Source organism: Metabacillus litoralis (assembly GCF_020524045.1).
Lineage (GTDB): Bacteria > Bacillota > Bacilli > Bacillales > Bacillaceae > Metabacillus > Metabacillus litoralis_C.
The window spans coordinates 246,512-268,186 of sequence record NZ_JAIVKL010000002.1 but is presented as its reverse complement, the minus strand read 5'-3'; the positions used below and the strand labels follow the sequence as shown (position 1 = coordinate 268,186).

Below are 21,675 nucleotides of genomic sequence, written 5' to 3'. Positions count from 1 at the left end.
TTGCATTAGACAAGTTTCGAATGATCTTCAAAGTAGTATGTGATACATGGATGGTTTTTGATTCATTCTATGATTTCAATAATTCGTAGTATAAAGCTAGATTAAGGATTTTATTTTCTTCGATGTCAAGTTATGGTCATTTTAAAGGATTTGAAATGGTATTTTAGAAAACGACAAAAGTGACAAAATAGGACATAAAATCCACATATCACCGCACTTATGTTCAATACATTTCTTTTCAAGTGCTCAGTTTGTTCATTATAAAGAACGAGCCGATGTGTAATTTCGACAAAATTCACTTATGTAATATTCATAAGTGAGAATGAAATATGATACACTTATTTTTAGAAAAATATAACTATATAAATATATTTTAATTGGGAAATAAGTGGAGGTAGGCAGATGAAAATATCACTATCAGAGCGGATGGATTCTTTTAAAGATTCGATTTTTACAGAGCTCTCTCGATATAAGAATAAAAAAATAGCTGAGGGTGCAGAGATGATAGATTTAAGTATTGGTAGTCCAGATTTACCACCTCCGACTTTTATAACAACACTTTTATCTAAAGAGGTGACGAAAAGAGATCAATATGGCTACTCTTTAACTGGAACTGCTGAATTCTATAAAGAGGTATCAGCTTTTTATAAAAGAAACTATCATGTTCAACTTCAACATGATTCTGACATCTTATTACTAATGGGATCACAAGATGGCCTTGTCCATTTTCCTATGGTATTTGCAGATCCTGGTGATCTTATCTTGGTACCAGATCCCGGATATACTGCTTATGCAGCTGGAATTGCTATGGCTGGCGCTAAGCCTTATTTTATGCCTCTTAAAAAAGAAAATAAATTTTTGCCAAAACTTTCTGAAATATCAAAGGAGATTGCCGCAAAAGCAAAAATGATGATTTTAAATTTTCCTGGTAATCCTGTTCCCGCATTAGCGAGCAGAGCATTTTTTGAAGAGGTTGTCGAGTTTGCTAAGAAAAACAATATTCTTGTACTCCATGATTTTGCTTATTCTGAACTATATTTTGAGGGGAAGAAGCCTATTAGTTTTTTATCAATTGAAGGTGCAAAGGATATTGGCGTAGAACTGTCTTCTTTTTCGAAAAATTATCATTTAGCGGGAGCTAGAATTGGGTATTTGGCTGGCAATCCGGAAGTGATAAAAGCGATGAATCAGCTGAAAAGTAATCTTGATTATGGCGTCTTCTTACCTTTGCAAAAAGCCGCGCTTATTGCATTAAGAGAAGGTGAGGAATTTTGTAAAAGAAGTCGTGAAATCTATGAATCACGTAGGAATTTACTTGTAGGGGGATTAAATGAATTAGGTTGGCAGGTTGTAAAACCTGATGCAGGGATGTTTGTTTGGGCAGAAGTACCAAAGGGTTGGAGTTCACTAGATTTCACTTATGCTTTAATAGATTCAGCAAATGTTGTTGTCACTCCAGGTCATGCTTTCGGGCCACATGGTGAAGGGTATGTTAGAATTGCCCTTGTTCAAAGTAATGATGAATTAACTAAGGCAATTGACTCGATTAAACAATCGAATATATTTAGGTGATTTTTTTTTATAAGTAACTTAAAAGTATAACAGACCCATTTTATAAAACAAATGACATTATGGACAAAATTAGTTACTTGATTTTAATATGTTGTGGAAATGAAGACGAGAAAAATAACGTCTTCATTTTTTTATATAATAGTCTATGGTTGACTTCTTTATCATCTAAAAACTAAACTAATACTTCCCTTCTTATCCACTATTTGACGAAAATTGTTGAAATTAACAAAAAAATTACATAAAAGACATATTAACTTTATAGCAATCTATTAAAATAAACATGTCTAAAAAATTAGTAGGAGGATTAGGATTTATGATGAAAAAGATCGTTACAAAGGCAATAGTTACAGCTGTTTCATGTGTTATTTTGCTAACAGCTAATGAGTCTCATGCAGCAGGATTTTTAACGAAGTATGATAATGAAACAGGAAAACAACTTCATGTTGAGTTAGTAGGTCAATACAAAAGCGGGGCAGATATTGGATATGGAGGAACAGAAATTGTTGCTTATGATTCAATTAATAAATATGCTTTCTCAGTAAATGGTGCAGCTAAAGCTGTAGATATATTAGATTTGACAAAGTTAAAAGAAGGAAATCCAGAAATTCCTTTAATAAAACAAATCACTTTATCAGATCTTGGGGTCTCAGCTTCTGATGTTACAAGTGTAGCAATTCATCCTAAAGGTGAATATATCGCCATTGCAGCTCCTGCTGAAAATAAAGTAGATTATGGTCATGTTGTTTTTTTAACGAAAGATGGAAATTATCTTTCACATGTAGAAGTTGGATCTTTGCCTGATATGCTGACATTTACTTCTGATGGATCAAAAGTACTTGTTGCAAATGAAGGAGAGCCAAATGACGATTACTCTATTAATCCTGAGGGAACGGTTAGTATAATCGATGTAACAGGAGATATACATCAATTAGAAAATAAGCATGTTTCTACAATAAAATTTAATGATGAAGTAATAGATCAAAATGTCAGAAAAGTGAATCATGAAAATACATACGCTGTAGAATTAGAACCTGAATATATTGTTGTTGATGAAGAAAATAAGTTTGCTTACATTGCATTGCAAGAAAATAATGCAATAGCAAAACTTGATTTACAAAAACAACAAATCACTTCTGTCAAAAGTCTTGGGTATAAAGATTTCTCTTTTGATCGTAACAAAATGGATGTTTCGAATAAAGATGATGAAATTGCCATTAACAACTGGCCTGTTTTATCGATGTATCAACCTGATGGACTTGCATCTTATAAAGTAAATGGACAAACATATATATTATCAGCAAATGAAGGTGATGCTCAAGATTATGGGGGTTTTTCTGAGGAAGCAAGGGTGAAGGACTTAAAAGATTCCTATGAATTAAATGCAGATTTATATAATGGTTATTCACAAGAAGAGTTAGATAAAATGGTGAACGAAGGATTATTCGAGGATAATCAACTAGGAAGATTAATGACAACAACTTCAGCACCGAAAAATGCTAATGATAAATATGAAGCAATATATGGGTATGGAGCGCGTTCTTTCTCAATTTGGAATACTGAAACTTTAGAACAAACATATGATAGTGGATCAGATTTTGAGGAAATAACAGCAAAAGTCTATGGTGAAAATTACTTTAATTCAAATAATGACGAAAATAGTTTTGATTCTCGTAGTGATGATAAAGGGATAGAACCAGAATCTGTTATTGTCGGGAATGTGCAAGGAGAGAATTATGCGTTTATAGGTTTAGAACGTGTTGGGGGGATTATGATATATAATATTAATAATCCGAGTGCTCCTATATTTACTAAATACTTCTCTAGTCGTGTATTTAATGAAGAGGAAGAAGTTACACCTTCAAGTGGTGACGTTGCTCCAGAAGGTTTAACATTTATTCCTGCTGTTAATAGTCCAACAGGTCAAAACCTTTTACTTGCCGCACATGAAGTTTCAGGCACAATTGCAGCATATCAGATTGGAATAGAGGTAAATGTGCCAGAAGAAAATGAAACACCAGATAACCCAGATAACCCAGATAACCCAGATGAAACTGAAGATCCAGAGAAAGATAAAGACCCAGCACCAATTGCCAATGATGAAAATCACCCAAAAGATGAAGTAATTATTCCAGAAAAAACTAAGGATGACAAAATAAAGGAAGATGTAGTTGAAGAGAAAATGAAGAATAAAATTGAGGATGCTGGCGAAGATAAAGCAGATGACTCGAAACAAACAGTTTCTTCAACTAATCATAAATTACCTAACACTGCTACCTCTAGTTTTAACTTTATTTTACTTGGATTTATGCTTTTAATCATTGGACTTCTTGTATCTAGACGAACAAAAGAACAATAATATATAAACTGAAGCATCGATTAAACTTCGATGCTTTTTTTAATACTCATATTGCTTTAGTATAAACTGTATACATAAAAATACATCTTCAATCATTCATTGTAAGTAATATTATCTTTAAAAGATAATTGAATGAAACCCCTAAATAACTGAAATGAGGAAATATTTTCTATAGAAATCCAGTGAAATCAACTAGTTTGGAAGAATTTCTATATGGAAATAATATTTTTATAGATTATTTTGAATCTTTTGTCGAAAAACAGTTGTTATCTACTTCCTTAAAGATATAAAATAGGTAAATATAGTTCAATAATTATGAATATTGTTTTTTATCATTCGGAAGTTTTTTTAAAAAGGCTGTTTTCGTAAAACTTTGGTGCTTTTAACAAATCCAAGTATACAGCACGAGCATGGTGGCACTTTTTCTTAATGTAATAGTACTTATTAAGAAATAAGTACAATGTATTAAACTGCAATACTAGGGCAATAAGCAACAAACTTTCGCAAAAGAGCCTTTAAAAAACTTCTTTAAATTTATAGGTGGGAGAGTTAAAGATGACAACTAAAATTGATATCACGTTAAGTGAAACAAAAAAAGAAAAACCTCAATCAAGTCAATTGGAATTCGGCCGAGTATTTACTGATCATATGTTTGTGATGGATTATAGTCCAACTAAAGGCTGGCATGATGCACGTATTACACCATATGAGCCTATTTCTTTAAACCCGTCATCTATGGTTTTCCATTACGGGCAAACTGTATTTGAAGGTTTGAAAGCTTATCGTACGAAAGATGACAAAGTTTTATTATTTAGACCCGAAAAAAATATGCAAAGGTTGAATTTATCAAATGATCGCCTTTGTATCCCACAAATTGATGGAGAATTTGTCATTGAAGCATTGAAGCAGCTAGTAGCTATTGACAAGGAATGGATTCCATCAGCAGAGGGTACATCTCTTTATATTCGCCCATTTATCATTCCAACAGAATACTATTTAGGTGTGGCACCATCAAAATATTACAGATTTATGATCATTTTATCACCGGTTGGATCTTATTATAAAGAAGGCATTCATCCTGTAAAGATTTTCGTAGAAAATCAATACGTTCGTGCAGTAGCTGGTGGTACTGGAAAGGCAAAAACAGGCGGCAACTATGCTTCAAGCTTAAAAGCACAAGAAGAAGCTTCAAAGAAAGGTTACTCTCAAGTGTTATGGTTAGATGGAGTAGAAAAGAAATATATTGAAGAAGTAGGAAGTATGAACATCTTTTTCAAAATTAATGGTGAAGTTATCACTCCTGAAATTAACGGTAGCATTCTTGAAGGTGTAACAAGGAATTCTATTCTTCAGATGCTTTCACATTGGGGAATGACTGTTTCAGAAAGAAAGATCTCGATGGAAGATGTGTATCAAGCATATAAAGAAGGGCTATTGGAAGAAGCATTTGGTACGGGAACTGCTGCTGTGATTTCTCCTATTGGTGAATTTTATTATAATAATGAGAAAATCATTATTAACAATGGTGAAACAGGTGAAATTTCAAAAAAACTATATGATACATTAACTGGTATTCAAAAGGGTTCTCACGAGGACATCTTTAATTGGGTAACAGAAGTGAAATAATTTATTGTTTGCAAGACTACATCCACTGTAGTCTTGCTTTTTTAAGGTCTATGAGATAGCTCATTGTATAATTTTTAGAATATGGGTGGGGAGTGAAAAGCATTAGACTTTAGCGGTATTGCATGGCAAAAAGAAGCCCCACAAACCTTATACGAGAAGACTTTCGTAAAGTTGCCGCAATTAAAACAATACAACCTATTAATAGTGTTATCATATAAATTCTTCAGAAAAATCTTCTGAAACTTTTCCTGTTTCTGAACCGTCTTACAGTTAATGAATTCGTTATGAACCACAAATGTCCTTAATTTATCTAACATTTTATATTTCTAAGGGAAAAAATAACATTTGGTAGGATATTTTGGTGAATTTCGAATATATATAATTTTGCTTGAAAGTAATTTGAGAAAAGCAAGAGAATCATATTAACATAGGAAATGTGGGAGAGATAATGGTGAAAAATTATGGTTCTGTTATTTTTTTATTATTGATGGTTACAGGTTGTAGTGTTAGTGGGGGAAGTGTTAATCAGGATGATCAATTAAAAGTAAGAAATGTACCTACACACGAATCACAGGTGATAGACAAAGAAATTGAATTTACCATTAAGTTAACTCACCCGGAATCAAAAGAAGTTATTTATTCATTTTTACCATCTTTAAATCCTGATGAAAATGACGATGAAGAGCTAAAACAATTGGCCAAAGAGTTATCTTTGAAATTTGATCAACCAATGGTGCCGAGCAAATTAGATAATAATGGAAAGCTAATAAATGGTGTGAGTCGTGTTATTCTTGATGAAGAGAAATTAGTAACAATGATAAATAATGTAAAAGCACTTGACAAGGAAATGGACCTACCATTAGAGATCACAGCACCCAATGTTACTGAGGAAGCTATTAAGTCCATAGAGGAAATCGTTATAGGTAGCTATAAGACTTCGTTTAATCCAGGTGTGACAGGAAGAACGGAAAATATTTCTTTGTCAGCAAATGCGATTAATCAAATTGTGCTAGGACCAGGTGATCGGTTTTATTTTAATTTAGTTGTCGGAGAAAGAACAACAGCAAGAGGCTATCAAAAGGCTATGGAAATTGTAGATAAAGAGTTTGTTGAGGGAATTGGAGGAGGTATTTGCCAAACTTCATCCACCTTATTTAATGCGGTGGATAATGCAGGATTAGACATCATTGAACTGCACTCTCATTCAAGATCAATCGGGTATGTTCCAAAAGGTAGGGATGCTACAGTTTCTTGGAATGGACCAGACTTTAAATTTATGAATAATAAAGATTATCCTGTTATGATTAAGACATTTGTTAACAAATCTTCAGGAACAATAGAAGTTCAAGTAACTGCTGCAAAAAATTCGACGAAAAGAGTATAAAACTATTACTACCAAAAATGGTTTATTGTCAATTTTATGAGACAATAAATCATTTTTTAAGTTAGGTTAAGTTATAGCTTGTTGTTGAATTTTAATAGTATGTTGATATGGGGATGAATAATATACAAGATTTTTGCTTAGAGAAGCAAAAAAAATGGGCTTGATTTTTTAAAGGGAAGAGAATGCTCTAATGGGGACAATTAAAAGCATAGTTAATAAAATCTCAGTATAAAAGATGAATAGTTAGTAAAGCAAAATTACTGAATTATCTCCCATCAAATTACGTTTTATAGTAGGATAGTAAGATATTGATTTTATTAAAGGGGATATATGAATATGAATTATAAAATGATTGTTTTAGATTTAGACGATACTTTGCTTCGAGATGATCACACAATTTCTAACGTAACAAAAGATGCATTAATGAAAGCTCAAGAAAATGGTGTGAAAGTTGTTCTAGCGTCTGGACGTCCAACTTATGGAATGAAGCATATCGCAAAAGAATTAGCATTAGATGAGTATGGGAGTTTTATTCTCTCTTTTAATGGTGGTAAAATCATTAATTGTAAAACAAATGAAGAAATGTTTAGTAGTGCATTATCTCCTGAAGCAATGAAACAGTTATTTACAATTAGTCGTCGTGAGGGTGTATTTATTCATACCTATGTTGGGGATGAAATTATTACAGAAGATGAAAATCCATATACAACGATTGAATCAGAATTAACTGGGTTACCCATTAAAATTGTGAACTCATTTGTTGATGAAGTAAAAGTGCCAGTTGTGAAAGCTTTAATGGTTGATCATCAAGATAAATTAAAATTAGTAGAAGAAAAGCTTCAAAATGAATTAGAAGATTTTAGTGTTATGCGCTCAAAGCCATTTTTCTTAGAATTTACAGAAAAAGGTGTAACAAAAGGGACAAGCTTAGATCAATTAATCAAAAGTTGTGATATTAAAAGAGAAGAAGTTATTGCTATTGGTGATAGTTATAATGATCTTTCTATGATTGAATTTGCTGGACTTGGTGTTGCGATGGGCAATGCACCGGAAGATATAAAAAAAATAGCAAATTTTGTAACAGATACAAATATGAATGATGGAGTTGCAAAAGTAGTAGAAGAATTTATCTTACAAAAAAAGCTAACGGTATGATGAGAAAGAAGGTGACTTTAGGGATTTCAGATTGATCACCTTCTTTGTTTATGTTTAATTTTCCCGTTTTAAACAGTAAAGTATGATATAACAACCTCTAAAAAAATTAAGTGACTAGTAGTAATCTTTGGAAAATAAGCTTTTAAAAAAGCAGATCCATTAGGCTCTTTTCTGAACGATTGTTACTATGTAACCAAAATTTAAAGTGAACACAGTTTTTTTCACTATAAGAGTACTATTTTATGAAGAAATTATGCCACTAGACTTAATGCAGTACCGATTGCTACGGTTTTTTAAAAGCAACAAAGTTTGCGAGAACAAACCTTTATTTAAAACAACATTTGTAATGTGATAAAATAGATAGAATAACAAAAGTGTACGGTACATATGAGGTGGTACGATGGGAAAGAAAATTACAATACAACATATAGCAGATTATCTTGGGGTTTCTAAATATGTTGTATCAAGAGCTTTAGCAGGTAAAAGCGGTGTGAAGGAAGAAACCAGAATCAAAGTCTTAGATACAGCTAAGAAACTAGGATACAATACAAATGGTCAATTTTTTAATTCTCCTAATCAAATGCAAAACGAAAGTCACTTAAAAACTGGCCAACAAAATGTACTTGTTGTTTTGCCTAAAAGTCAATATCAAGATTCAATGTACTGGGGAAGAATTATTGATGGTGTATCAAGTGAGCTTTCTGAGCTTAATTTAGGAATGGTGATTATTACTGAAACAGATCAATTTACATCTATCATTAATCCAGAGGGGTTTTTAGGAATAATCTGTGTTGGTAAATTATCAACTGCTGTTTTATTAGAATTTAAAAAATGGGGAATCCCCGTTGTTCTAATTGATTATGAAGAACCTTTATTTAATACAGATACAATCTTTGCAAATAATTATGATAGCAGCTTCAAACTCACAAATTATTTAATAGGATTAGGTCATCAAAACTTAAAGTTTGTTGGGAATATTAACTTTTCAAGAAGTTTTTATGATCGTTGGCTTGGCTTTCGTAGTGCTATAGAATATCATGGGCTTCCAATAAATCATCAAGTAAATCTCTTAAATACAGGAGAAGATTTCAAAACTTTGTTCACTAATATAAAAAAATGGCTGGAACAAGTAGTACAATTGGGATCACATGAACTTCCTACTACATTTGTCTGTGCCAATGATTCAATAGCTATATATGTAATAGAAATTTTGAAGGAACTAGAAGTCAAAATTCCAGAAGAGATTTCTGTAACGGGTTTTGATAATATAGATAACTCCTATCTACAGTCTCCAACCTTAACGACAATTCATGTTCCAAAGGAGCAAATGGGGAAAAGAGCTGTTCGTTCAATAGTCGATCAAAAGAGCAGAAAAAAAGAAAACTTTGAGAAGATATTACTAACTTGTGAACTTATTGTTAGAGAATCGTCTAGCAGAGCTAAAAGTTAGAATGTTTGATCTTGTAACGTATAAAAGCAATACTACCATTAATGTGATTTAGAAACGAGCACCATTTGAAGAGGTGTTCAGGTAACTGACTCAACCTTTTTTTTGGGGAAAATCTATGTAATTTGAGAGAAAGTTTAATTAAACTTGGTTTTATATTATTGTTGCAGAAAAAGTATTCAATTAAATTCAGTAAATTAAGATAACTCTATTTACTTATCTGTAAAATCTCTGTAAGCTATTGTTTGAATAGTAAGAGTATTATAAATAGGGAAAATGATATTTTAGCTTAATTCATTATTATCTTGAAAATACTTGTTAAAGCTTTAACTTTAAGGCTATATTAAAGCTTAATGTTGATTTTTAACACTTTGTTGATTGGAGTGAAAGGCATGAGACTCCTGCTTAGAGAAGCGTGTCAAAGGGAGACCTCACAGGCGCTTGCGCCGAGGAGGCTCCCGGACCTAGGAAAAAAAGTACTTTTTTTCCGGGAAAGCGAATGCCTGTAACGGAAATCAACAACAAAGTTTAACAGAGCCAATTTTAAAGATCTTTTAAGTTAAATATAAACGATAATTTTTATAGATTTATTAGACTGATAATCTATTACTACTTCTTACTTTTTCTAAAATACATATTCTTAGGGGGATTACTGTTGATTAAAGCAATTTTCTTTGATTTAGATGATACATTATTATGGGACCAAAAAAGTGTAAAGGAAGCATTTGTTGCTACTTGTCAATTAGCAGAACAAAAATATCAAATAGATGCTAGTAAGCTAGAAGAAGCTGTTCGTCAAGAAGCAAGAGAATTATATTCATCTTATGATACATATGAATTTACACAAATGATTGGAATTAATCCATTTGAAGGACTTTGGGGTAATTTTAATGATGAACATGAAAATTTTCAAAAAATGAAAGATATCGTTCCTACTTATCGAAAAGAGGCGTGGACAAGAGGGCTAAAAGCTTGTGGAGTTGATGATCAAGAGTTTGGTGCTTTACTAGCAGAGGAATTTCCAGCACAAAGACGTAAATCGCCTTTCGTCTATGAAGAATCTTTTCGTGTTCTTGATCGACTAAAAGAATCATATCGACTATTATTATTAACAAATGGCTCACCTGAATTGCAAAATACTAAATTAGAAATTACGCCAGAACTTGTTCCATATTTTGAACAAATTATCATATCTGGTGCTTTTGGAAGAGGAAAGCCTGATGTCACAATTTTTGAGCATGCTTTAGAGAAAATGAATGTGACAAAAGATGAAGCAATCATGGTAGGAGACAACTTAATGACCGACATACTTGGTGCTTCTAGGTTAGGAATGAAATCAGTTTGGATTAATCGTCATAACAAAGAGAGAAACGAAGTTCAACCTGATTTTGAAATTACTCATCTTGAGGAGCTTTTTTCATTATTAGATAAATTGAATAAGTAATAGGTGATTTAAAATAAAAACTAGACTTATTACTCTATAAGAGTGAAAGGTCTAGTTTTTATTTTGAACTGAATCTTAAAAAACTTCTATCCTTATCATTTTTCTGATTGTTCTTTGAACAAGTGACTAAGGCTAGTTACCGTTGTTCTCACTAGAATCTGTATATTTGTTCCAATTAAATTTTTTTATAATAGTATGAGAAAAATTTTTGTTTAAATTAGAAAATAACTCATTTAAATCTGTATGTTACTTCCTTCAATGACTCATCATAAATTTAGTAAGGAAATACTTTTATTCATAAAAAGGAGCAATACTCATGATGATAGGCCATTTAAAAGAAATTACACGACATCCTGTAAAATCATTCGGAGGAGAAAGTATAGAAAAAACACAAGTCATGAATTATGGATTATATGGAGATAGAAGTCATGCTATTAAAGACTTATCACGAGAAAATAACTTTTTAACAATTACTCAATTTCCTAGAATGGCTCAATATAAAGCGGCTTTTATATCAGAAGAATCTGAGTTGAATTTCCCAGAAATACAAGTAACAACACCAGACCAGAAAGTTTATAATTGGAAAGACCCAGCGTTAATGAATGAGTTAGAAGCACAAAGTGAAAGAAAGCTTTTACCGATTGTATACGAACCTATGAATGTTCCTATCGGAGCAATTGAAGAAGAACATATTCTTTTGGTTACAGATTCTTCTATAAAAGAATTACAAAACATCTGGGGAAAAGAGTTAGATTATAAGAGGTTTAGACCTAATCTATTATTTTCATTACATGAAAAAAATCCATTCATTGAAGAAGATTGGTTTGGGAAAAAAATTAAAATTGGTAAAGAAGTTGAATTGAAGATTTTAAGACATTGCCAACGGTGTATGATTGTAAATGTCGATCCAACTACCGGTATCACTTCATCAACTTTACTAAAAACACTTGTTAAACAAAGAAATAATCATTTTGGTGTTTATGCTTCTGTATTAAAAACAGGAGAAATAAATGTAGGAGATCAAATTCAATTACTTGATTAACATTATCCATCACTATATAGTGAATTTGAAGAGAAAACAGCATTGACAATATACCGACAGGGGTATATTATTTATTTACAACATTTGAAAAGCAATATAGGAGGTAATAACAGTGCTATTATATTCATTATTAGGAATATCCTTAATAGCGATTGTCGTCTTTTTATTTCAACGAAACATATCACTAAAAAGTGTACCATGTATAGATGTTAATACAAGCAATGTTCAATCTCAGGTTGTTGTTGATATTAGAGATTATAATAATATATCAAAAGAATTAGTAAGTGATGCAATTGTTATTCCTATTGCTTATTTAAAAAGATATTATCATGAAATACCTAGTAAAAATGTTCATGTTGTGGCATCGACTAAATTAGAAAAAAACATAGGTATTCGTTTTTTGCAAAAAAATGGATTTCGCGTAACAGGCTATAGTTTATCAGAATGCACATGTACGAACAAATCAGCTGATATAGCCTTTTAGAAAGGAGTATGGAAGTGGAATATTCTGATCAAGTTAAAAATCGTGTCAAAAGAATTGAAGGACAGTTAAGAGGCATCTTAAGAATGATGGAAGAGAATAAAGATTGTAAAGAAATTATTACACAGCTCTCTGCTTCAAGAACAGCTATAGATAGGACAATAGGTGTTATTGTTAGTTCAAACTTAATTGAATGTGTACAAGAAGCGAATAAAAAAGGCGAAAATACGGAAGAATTAGTTAAAGAGGCTGTTAATTTACTAGTGAAAAGTCGATAAATCAAGCGAAGTTGAGACTTAATTGTCTCAACTTTTTATGTTTTCATGTAGTGAGGGTATGATTTATCAATCCAGAATTTTTTATGAAGATGCTATTCATATGTTTTTACTAAAGGCTCTGTTAAACTTTGTTGTTGATTTCCGTTACAGGCATTCGCTTTCCCGGGAAAAAATGCAGTTCGTTTTTTCCTAGGTCCGGGAGCCTCCTCGGCGCAAGCGCCTGTGGGGTCTCCCTTTGACACGCTCCTCCCGCAGGAGTCTCATGCCTTTCACTCCAATCAACAAAGTGCTGAAAATCAACATTAAGCTTTAACATAGCCTTACTAAAAGGAACAGATTCTAAATTGTATCGTATAAGAGATAGGAAGCTGAATATATGCACTCATCAAAATATTATATACAAGTATGGCAAAAGGCATTAAGAGCAGAAATTATGCATTTGAAGAAATATGGAAGTTCAAAATATGCTTTAAAAAATGGTCAGTTAGTAAGCAAAAATGAATTTTATACCTATTATTTTGAAACATCACAACCAATCCGAATTCCCATTGGAACCACGATAAAAGTGGAAGTAATTCAACAACGTGTTAATGCAAGGATATTATCATCTGAAGGAAATAGCGTTATTATTTCTGTTGAACAATCGCTTGGAGATTTGGAATCTGGTTTATTTTTATCTCATGACCCTTGGGAGCTCTTAGACCAATTACACGAAAGATTAGAAGAAATAAAGGAAAGTAAAAGAAAGCGCTCAAGAATAAAAAGACTAATGAACCCTTCTCATGAAACAAGGCATCCAACTGCAAAGATAAAGTCCAACATCCATGAGCTTGTTCTCCGAAGTAAATATAATCCCGTTACATTTGTTTGGGGACCACCAGGTACAGGGAAAACCTACACATTAGGAAGAGTTGCTGCTAATAAATACTTTAAAAATCAAGCTGTTTTAATCCTTTCACAAAGTAATCAAGCTGTAGATGTATTAATGAACGAAGTATCTCATTTTGTTGACAAAAAAGAACGTTTACGTGAAGGTGATTTACTAAGATACGGATCCCAATCCAGTTTAATTTCCCACACACCTTTAACAACAATAGATCTTTTAGAAAAAAGATATCCTGACTTAGCGCAGCAAAAGCAGCAACTACAAGAAGAGAGAAACTTTCTAAAAAAGGATTTAGGGAAGTCTTATAATAAAAGAGATACTGAGAAGGTGCTTTTTATTGAGGGTAAGTTAGCTAGTGTTTTAGAAAAAATCCGGCAAAAGGAAATTGATTTTGTTAACGATGCGATGGTTATTGGAACAACATTATCAAAAGCAGCAAATGACCCAACTATATATGAAAAAAATTATGATGTTGTTATTGTAGACGAAGCAAGTATGGCTTATATACCTCAAATTGCTTTTGCGGCATCTCTAGGGCAAAGGATTATCATTTGCGGTGATTTTAAACAACTTCCACCTATAGCTACAGCCAAACATTCACTTGTTGACGACTGGTTAAGAGAAGATATTTTTCATAAAACAGGTGTTGTAAACTGGTTAAATAGTGATGAACAGTTACATCCAAATCTCTTTCTTTTGAGAGAGCAAAGAAGAATGCATCCAGATATTTCTTCCTTTACAAATAAACATATATATCATTCTCTTGTTGGTGATCATCAAAGTGTGAAAACTGCACGAAATGAAATCGTTGAAAGAACCCCATTTCCAAATAGAGCTTCTATTTTATTAGACAGTAGTTATACTGGAAATCATTGTCTAAGAGACAAAGATACACATTCACGATACAATTTGTGGCAGCTTTTATTGTCGTTTCAGTTAATACACGAAGCTTATCTTTCTGGAGCTACGTCCATTGGTTATATCACACCATATAGAACTCAAGCATTATTAATGGAGTCACTATTACAAGAAATCTATTCAACAGAAATAGTAGAGGCAGATATCATAGCAGCAACTGTTCACCGGTTTCAAGGTAGTGAACGAGACGTGATGATATTTGATACTGTAGACAGTTTTCCCCAAGAACGCCCAGGTATGCTTTTAGTAGGGAAGGAAAGTGACCGCCTACTGAATGTTGCCATTACAAGAACAAGAGGGAAATTTATTCACCTTTGTGATCAGCATTTTATCAAATCTAAAGTATATAAAAGTAAAACAATTCGTCAACTTGTTGAGCATCAATTAATTCATCATCAAGAAGTATTACCTAAAGATATTGGTTCCTGGATAAAAAATCAACACTCTAATGTAAAATGGATTCATGCTAAAAAGCTCGATGAAATTCAAATGGACGTTGAAAAAGCAAAAAGGACGATTATTATAGGATTACCATCAAACAGGAAATTACCTGATCAATGGGTAAACATACTCTTGAATAAAAACAAACATGTTCAATTATTAATAATTTCAAATCTAATCGATTCTAGATTAAAAGAAAGTAAGTTTGAAAAGAAAATAATTCATTTTCCATTTGTAATGATTGACGAAGAGTGTCTTTGGTTAGGAATGCCTTTTGAAGCGACAAAAGATCCTGTTAAACCACCTTTTGTAGGAATTCGATTAATATCTAAGGCTATTTGTGAATATTTCTTAACTCAAATTAATTAAAAAGTCTGCTTTTAAACTTTGTTGTGTTAATGATATGAGGGTTCTACAGATCGCACCTTTTAACCGAAAATACACTAGTTAAACAGAGAAAAAGCCGGCAGTTAAGCTATATTATATTCTTCCATGAAAACGCGAGTGAAATTGTAGAGAATCTAAATCTAGCACTACACTCATTAATTGGCAAATAAGTTTACGAATACAGCACGAAGAAAAAGCCTGTAGATTAACTTGTACTAAACAAACATCGAAATTCATAAATCTAGTATAGAAATAAAGCTAGATGTTTGTTTGGGGGAGAGATGTATGTATGGGCTTTTTATTTTGTCTAGCTGTATTTATGTCACTATTAGGAGGAGCAGTGTTTGCAAATGTCACTTGTAAGTGGCTAAATATGAACGTTCATTATGTTACATCCATTTGTGCAGGGATACTCTGTGGATTTCTTTTTTTAGAATTAATACCTCATAGCTTTTTAGAAAATGAATTTGCATTTGTATTAGTTGGTATAGCTTTAGGGTTTCCCCTTGTTTATTGTATTGATCAATATGCACATAACCAACTTACTAGTAAGATGAATCAAAATAAATTTTCTTTTTATTTTCTTATTTTAGCTATTACTCTACATAATGTTCCTTCTGGATTAACATTAGGTAATAGGAAAGATGGTAGTGGTCATTTGCTTGAATTTATCATTTTTCATCATTTTCCCGAGGGTATGTCATTAATGATGGTTGCGATGACAGCTTTCTTAAAGAAAAGACAAATATTGTTGGCTTTTGCGTTTCTTAGTGTAAGTTTATACAGTGTTGTATTACTTGGTGTTCATTTTCCTGTAAATGATTCCTATATAATAGGCGTTTTATTAGGTTTCTCAATTAGTACATTTGTTTATGTAGCAATTTTTGAATTGTTGCTTCCTGCTGTAAAGTATGGCTCGAAATCATTTCATCTTCTTTGTGCGTTAACTGGGTTTTTTATTGTTCAAGTATTGTTACTTATTGGCTAAGTTTGACATTAGTCAATTTTTTTTATAATATTAGATGTATAATATGAACATATATACATATTTGAATATATACTAGTAGTATGAAAGGGTGTAACCTTGTGGATGAATTTGTAAAAGATGAAAATCTACAGCTAGAACAACTTGATGAAGAAACACTTTTTATTGTTTCTCAAACTTTTAAAGCTTTGGGTGATCCGACCAGAATAAGAATTCTTTATTTGTTATCACAAAATGAACATTCGGTAAATGATATTGCTGAAAAGTTATCTCTTTTACAATCAACGGTATCACATCAGCTTAGATTTCTAAAGAATTTACGTTTGGTTAAATATAGAAGGGAAGGGACAACATTATATTATTCTCCAGATGATAATCATGTGATGAATGTATTACAACAAACTATAAACCATGCACAGCATCATTAAGTAGGGCTCTTTTCTGAAAGTTTGTTGCTAATTGATCTAATTGTTGTTATAGCAAAATATGTCCTATCCTAAAAAGAAAAGATGCCACTATGCTTTATATAGTGCTTATATTACTTGGAATTGTTAAAGCAACAAATTTAACGAAAACAGCCTTAAGTAATAAAAATATGGAGTTGAGCAAAATGAATGAATTTAAAGTTAAAGGCTTAACTTGTGCTAATTGTACGAGAGAGCTTCAAGAGGAGATTCAGAAACTTCCTCAGGGAGAATCAGCTTCCTTAAGCTATAATACAGGCAAGTTACGACTTGAGAGTCATGTTGATATAGGTAAAGTGAAAAAGATTTTATCATCTGATGGAGCTTATATAGAAGAAGGTCCTGATGATGATGAATTACATCATCATCATCACGGTGCAATTAATTGGATTATGCTTTTATCGATTTCAACGCTTTTCTATATAGTCGCTTTTATAGCAGAGAAGTGGATAAATGAATACGTGGCAATTGGATTATTTCTTGCAGCAACAGTGTTAAGTGGTTTTCAAACATTTATTAAAGGCTTAAAAAATTTAGTGAAGCTAAAATTTAATATAGAAACATTGATGACAATCGCATTAATTGGTGCACTAAGTATCGGTGAGTGGAAAGAAGGTGCCCTTGTAGCCATTCTTTTTGGTCTAAATGAATATTTAGAAGGATTAGGAATGCAAAAGGCAAGAAAATCAATGGAAAAACTTCTTGAAATTGCACCAAAAGAAGCCACAATTCTTGAAAATGGTGAAGAGCGAACTGTTAAGATTTCTTCATTAAAAGAAAAAGATATTGTTTTCGTTCGTTCTGGTGAAAAAATCCCTTCTGATGGCATTGTTGTGGAAGGAAAAAGTTCTGTAAATGAAGCAGCAATCACAGGTGAATCAATGCCTGTTGAAAAAGAATACAATGAACCAGTTTATGGTGGAAGTATAAATAATGAAGGTGTATTAAAGATCCTAATTACAAAAGCATATGAAGATTCTTCATTAGCTAAAATTTTGCATCTTGTTGAAGAAGCACAAGAAACAAAAACACCAACAGAGTTGTTTATTAATAAATTTGCGAAATATTACACACCATTAATTATGATTATTTCAGTTATAGTTATGATTGTTCCACCATTATTTTTTCAAGCGAATTGGGGAGATTGGTTTTATCAAGGATTAGCCGTATTAATAGTTGGTTGTCCATGTGCCTTAGTGTTATCTTCACCCATTGCTATTGTTTCTGGGATTACGAAAAACGCCAGAAATGGGATTTTAATTAAAGGTGGAGTTTTTTTAGAACAACTTGGTAAAGTCTCAACCATTGCTTTTGATAAAACAGGTACGTTAACAAAAGGTAAACCATATGTAGAAGAATATATTGCATTTGATCCCGAGTTTCTTCAGATTGCTGCATCAATTGAAAAATCTTCATCACATCCAATTGCAAAGGCAGTGATGAAAAAAGCAGATGGATTATCTTTAATAGAGCCAGATGAAATCACAACAATTTCCGGAAGTGGGATTGTGGCTAAAATCAACGGTAACACCTATTATTTAGGTAATGAAGCACATGTGAGTAAAACACCATTTGACGAAAAAGTTAAAAAAACGCTTAAAGAATATAAAGAAAAAGGGATGACACTCGTCATTTTAGCAAATGATGAGAAAACCTTAGGGATAATGGGGATATCTGATGAAATCCGTGAAGAAAGTAAGAATGTCATACAAAAACTTCATTCCGTAGGAATTAATCATACGATAATGTTAACTGGAGACCATGAAAGCACTGCTAAAAAAGTGGCTAATAAAATAGGTGTTACATCGTATTTCGCGGGGTTACTTCCAGATCAAAAAGTAGAGAAAATAAAAGAAATATCTCGCACGAACAAAGTGGCGATGATTGGTGATGGAATAAATGATGCACCAGCATTAGCAACAGCGGATCTAGGTATTGCGATGGGAAAGGGAACAGATAGTGCTATAGAAACAGCTGATATCGTTTTAATGCAAGATCATCTTGAGAAACTTCCGTCAGCAATTGCATCAGCTAAAAAAGTGAATACGATTATTAAATTAAATATTTCTTTAGCACTTGGATTAAAACTGATTGCTTTGCTTTTAACAATACCAGGATTATTAACACTATGGATTGCCATTCTGTCTGATATGGGTGCAACCATTCTTGTCACATTAATCAGTTTAACAGTTCTTTACGATAAGAAAAAAATAACTTAAGGGCATCATTGCTCTTAAGTTATTTTTTATACAGAATATGAAAGTATTAGAATTTGTAGGGGGTGTTGGGTGTCATATGATGACGGATTTCGTCGAAAAACTAATATATTGTGGATTTTAGCAAATATATTTTTAAAAACCGCAAATACAGTAATGAAGATAGCAAATATAAATGCCGAAAAAGCAAATAAATCATGAACATCGGCAAATAACTTAAAAACTATGCTTTAATTATACCGACTTGGGCCTTGAGGTTTTCTTGCCTTATCTTTGTTTGTTAGATATCCTCTGGTTTAATGAACCATTCTTGAGTTTGCATCCCTATCGAAGTATTTAAATCTACTACATCTATACTAGCTGAAATTAAATCATATTTTGATAGATTTTCGTTTGTTATCTTATTTAAATCAAAAGTTAAAAGGCTTTGTGGCTCGTTTATATGAATACGATAAGATTCATGCTTATTGATTAGTCCACTAGAATCTTTTAACGATAAATTTAATCGATAAGCAATATCTTTTTTTGCTGTAATATGGAAGGAAAGTATCTCATTTTTATAATCATTAAATTTTGGTAAGTGTAAAAGACGGCTTTTATCAATTTCTATTCCCGTTTTCTTCTCTAACAGGTAATGTAATTCTGAATTTTCAAGTACATTCGGAATTTGTTGATTTTCATGTTCAGTTCTCAAATAAAAGGCCTCATTTGTCTCGATATCCTCAGTATCTACTTGTCTTGTAGCTCCGTATAACAAGACATAATCATCAGCAAATATTTCTTGAGGATAATTCGCGTGATACTTATTTTGATAATTCCAAAATGCATCCCACCTTAACTCAACTAGATCTAGTCCTCTCATTTTTTGCCATTTTGAAAGAGGGAAGTGATGGGATGGAAAGTAATAATATGCAAAATGATGTCCATATTCGTGGGAAAGTGTTTCTTGGTAATTAGATGGATTTGTGTATTTATTTCCTTGATAAAGGGTAATAGTCTTATTAAGTGGATCATAACTACCCTTTGACAAGGAACCATCTAGCGTTGTTCCCTTAATTTCAACAACTCTTAGTAGTTTAAGTTCTTCACCATGTTTGTTCTGAAGTAATTTATGATATAAATCTATCAATTTTTTTTGATCCCACATAGAGGAATAACTTTTGAATAAAATACCTTCTGGTGATTGGTAGAGTGCAAGAGAACGATGGTTTGATTGGTAAGTTTCAAAGCTAGCAAGAAAGGGAAAAGATATTACTAATATAATAAAAAACATTCGAATTTTGATCATTTATGTCACTTCCTTGTTTACATAGTAACATGGAAAATCTAAATCGTAATTGGAATATATTACTGATAGGAATGGGGGGGATTAACATTCATTAGAAGAAAATAGAGACAATTTATTGTGAAGAAACAAACGGAATCGACTAAAGTTAATTAATAAAAAAATTTTCAAAAAATAGTTTTCAAACGAATAACTTTCGTGTATTATATAAATAATCAGAAAATACTGAAATTAAAAAATGTGAGGTGCTTTAAATGAAATTTTATAACATTCCTTTAGAAAGTCGTATCGAAACAAATCCTTTTGTTCATTATCTACAGGAGGGGGATTTAGTGATTAAATCTGAAAATGAAATTATTTTGAAGCATTTGCACGAGCTTCCACAGGATTTTATGGAAATGACTTTATTTGACCTAGATGGACTAGGATGTGTCTACGGCTTTTCACATATTGTAAATGCTGGAGCAGGGGAAATGTCTTCGATTGCCGCTGTTTTTAAAAAAATATAGCAACAAAACAAAGAGGCTGAATAATAATCAGCCTCTTTGTTTTTTAGCTGTATAAAGAATTATGGAAAAGGAGTTTCATTTCCCAGTAACTGTTGCAGATTTGCGACAGTTTTTCTGTTCTGATTTTGATAATAGGTTAATAAATGGATGAAAATATGTGCTGTCATAATCGAATCGTTTAAAGCATGATGTCGATCTCTTTCAGTGATTTGTAATCTAGATATCAAATCATCTAAATAATTTCGCTCCCCTTTATAAATATCATTTGCTAATATATGTGAATCAAGAAAATCAGGGGTAAATTCGGGAAGTTGCCACTTTTTAATCGTTGTTGTTAAAAATTCAATATCAAATGTGGCTGGATGTGCTACTAAAATCGTCCCTTTACAATAATCCATGAATTTTTTCATTCCTATCGGAAATGATTGTGCCTTATCCAAAACATCTGGCTCTAATCCTGTTAACTCTTGGACGGTCTTTGGAATTTTATTAATAGGCTTTATAATTGTATAGAAGGCCTCATCATATAATATTTTGAAATTTTTAACTTTAATAGCTCCAATTGATATGATTTCATCACCTATGTTAGGAAAAAAACCAGTTGTTTCTAAATCCAATATTGTAAAGGTAGTTTCAGAGAGAGCCTGATTTCTCAATTTATCCTGGCTTTTCAAAAATGCATCAATTGCTACTTCAGCCTGACGATGTTCAGGTAAATGAATTTGTTTATTTATATGATATTTTAAAAATAGTTGATCCCATAGATAATATTTTAAAATCTTTAAATCATCTGGCAAAT

17 protein-coding genes are annotated in these 21,675 nt (G+C 32.0%); 15 read left to right on the top strand and 2 right to left on the bottom strand.

The annotated features are described in order from the left end of the window. The first annotated feature begins 402 nt into the window (after window positions 1-402). The 14 genes from LC076_RS04680 to LC076_RS04615 all read left to right on the top strand — a co-directional run bounded on the left by LC076_RS04680 (window position 403) and on the right by LC076_RS04615 (window position 19,085). Window positions 403-1,572, top strand: coding sequence for an LL-diaminopimelate aminotransferase (locus tag LC076_RS04680; protein ID WP_226666564.1), 1,170 nt, complete (start codon window positions 403-405; stop codon window positions 1,570-1,572). 313 nt (window positions 1,573-1,885) lie between these two features. Continuing rightward, the gene (locus tag LC076_RS04675; RefSeq protein ID WP_226666563.1) at window positions 1,886-3,928 is read left to right on the top strand and encodes a choice-of-anchor I family protein; all 2,043 of its coding nucleotides are present in this window, start codon (window positions 1,886-1,888) and stop codon (window positions 3,926-3,928) included. Window positions 3,929-4,483: 555 nt separating this feature from the next. After that, the gene (locus tag LC076_RS04670; protein WP_226666562.1) at window positions 4,484-5,554 is read left to right on the top strand and encodes a branched-chain amino acid aminotransferase; all 1,071 of its coding nucleotides are present in this window, start codon (window positions 4,484-4,486) and stop codon (window positions 5,552-5,554) included. Window positions 5,555-6,005: 451 nt separating this feature from the next. Continuing rightward, window positions 6,006-6,938: a VanW family protein gene (locus LC076_RS04665; protein ID WP_226666561.1), complete on the top strand. Its 933-nt coding sequence runs from the start codon at window positions 6,006-6,008 to the stop codon at window positions 6,936-6,938. A 336-nt stretch (window positions 6,939-7,274) separates the two neighbouring features. Then, on the top strand, window positions 7,275-8,093 hold the full coding sequence (locus tag LC076_RS04660) for a Cof-type HAD-IIB family hydrolase (RefSeq protein WP_226666560.1): 819 nt from the start codon (window positions 7,275-7,277) through the stop codon (window positions 8,091-8,093). 400 nt (window positions 8,094-8,493) lie between these two features. Then, entirely contained in the window at window positions 8,494-9,543 is a 1,050-nt protein-coding gene (locus tag LC076_RS04655) for a LacI family DNA-binding transcriptional regulator (protein ID WP_226666558.1), read from the top strand. 652 nt (window positions 9,544-10,195) lie between these two features. Continuing rightward, window positions 10,196-10,984, top strand: coding sequence for an HAD family hydrolase (locus LC076_RS04650; RefSeq protein WP_226666557.1), 789 nt, complete (start codon window positions 10,196-10,198; stop codon window positions 10,982-10,984). A gap of 316 nt (window positions 10,985-11,300) precedes the next feature. Further along, on the top strand, window positions 11,301-12,026 hold the full coding sequence (locus LC076_RS04645) for an MOSC domain-containing protein (RefSeq protein WP_226666555.1): 726 nt from the start codon (window positions 11,301-11,303) through the stop codon (window positions 12,024-12,026). 112 nt (window positions 12,027-12,138) lie between these two features. Beyond that, a complete protein-coding gene (locus LC076_RS04640; RefSeq protein ID WP_226666554.1) occupies window positions 12,139-12,510 on the top strand; it encodes a hypothetical protein in 372 nt (123 codons plus the stop codon). A gap of 14 nt (window positions 12,511-12,524) precedes the next feature. Then, window positions 12,525-12,785 carry a metal-sensitive transcriptional regulator gene (locus LC076_RS04635; RefSeq protein ID WP_226666552.1) on the top strand — a complete coding sequence of 87 codons (261 nt, stop codon included), beginning with the start codon at window positions 12,525-12,527 and terminating at the stop codon, window positions 12,783-12,785. Window positions 12,786-13,161: 376 nt separating this feature from the next. After that, window positions 13,162-15,399 carry an AAA domain-containing protein gene (locus tag LC076_RS04630; protein WP_226666551.1) on the top strand — a complete coding sequence of 746 codons (2,238 nt, stop codon included), beginning with the start codon at window positions 13,162-13,164 and terminating at the stop codon, window positions 15,397-15,399. Window positions 15,400-15,706: 307 nt separating this feature from the next. Continuing rightward, window positions 15,707-16,405, top strand: coding sequence for a ZIP family metal transporter (locus LC076_RS04625; protein ID WP_226666550.1), 699 nt, complete (start codon window positions 15,707-15,709; stop codon window positions 16,403-16,405). Window positions 16,406-16,503: 98 nt separating this feature from the next. Further along, window positions 16,504-16,830 carry an ArsR/SmtB family transcription factor gene (locus LC076_RS04620; protein WP_413465943.1) on the top strand — a complete coding sequence of 109 codons (327 nt, stop codon included), beginning with the start codon at window positions 16,504-16,506 and terminating at the stop codon, window positions 16,828-16,830. 182 nt (window positions 16,831-17,012) lie between these two features. Further along, complete coding sequence (locus LC076_RS04615; protein ID WP_226666548.1) at window positions 17,013-19,085, top strand: heavy metal translocating P-type ATPase; 2,073 nt, start codon at window positions 17,013-17,015, stop codon at window positions 19,083-19,085. Window positions 19,086-19,362: 277 nt separating this feature from the next. Here the strand turns inward: LC076_RS04615 and LC076_RS04610 are convergent, their stop codons facing one another. Then, complete coding sequence (locus LC076_RS04610) at window positions 19,363-20,370, bottom strand: hypothetical protein (protein ID WP_226666547.1); 1,008 nt, start codon at window positions 20,368-20,370, stop codon at window positions 19,363-19,365. Between the two features lie 251 nt (window positions 20,371-20,621). Between LC076_RS04610 and LC076_RS04605 the strand changes: the two genes are divergently transcribed. Then, window positions 20,622-20,876: a hypothetical protein gene (locus LC076_RS04605; protein ID WP_226666546.1), complete on the top strand. Its 255-nt coding sequence runs from the start codon at window positions 20,622-20,624 to the stop codon at window positions 20,874-20,876. A 59-nt stretch (window positions 20,877-20,935) separates the two neighbouring features. On the opposite strand, the gene LC076_RS04600 is transcribed toward LC076_RS04605, so the two are convergent. After that, a complete protein-coding gene (locus LC076_RS04600) occupies window positions 20,936-21,673 on the bottom strand; it encodes a PolC-type DNA polymerase III (protein ID WP_226666545.1) in 738 nt (245 codons plus the stop codon). Window positions 21,674-21,675 lie beyond the last annotated feature (2 nt).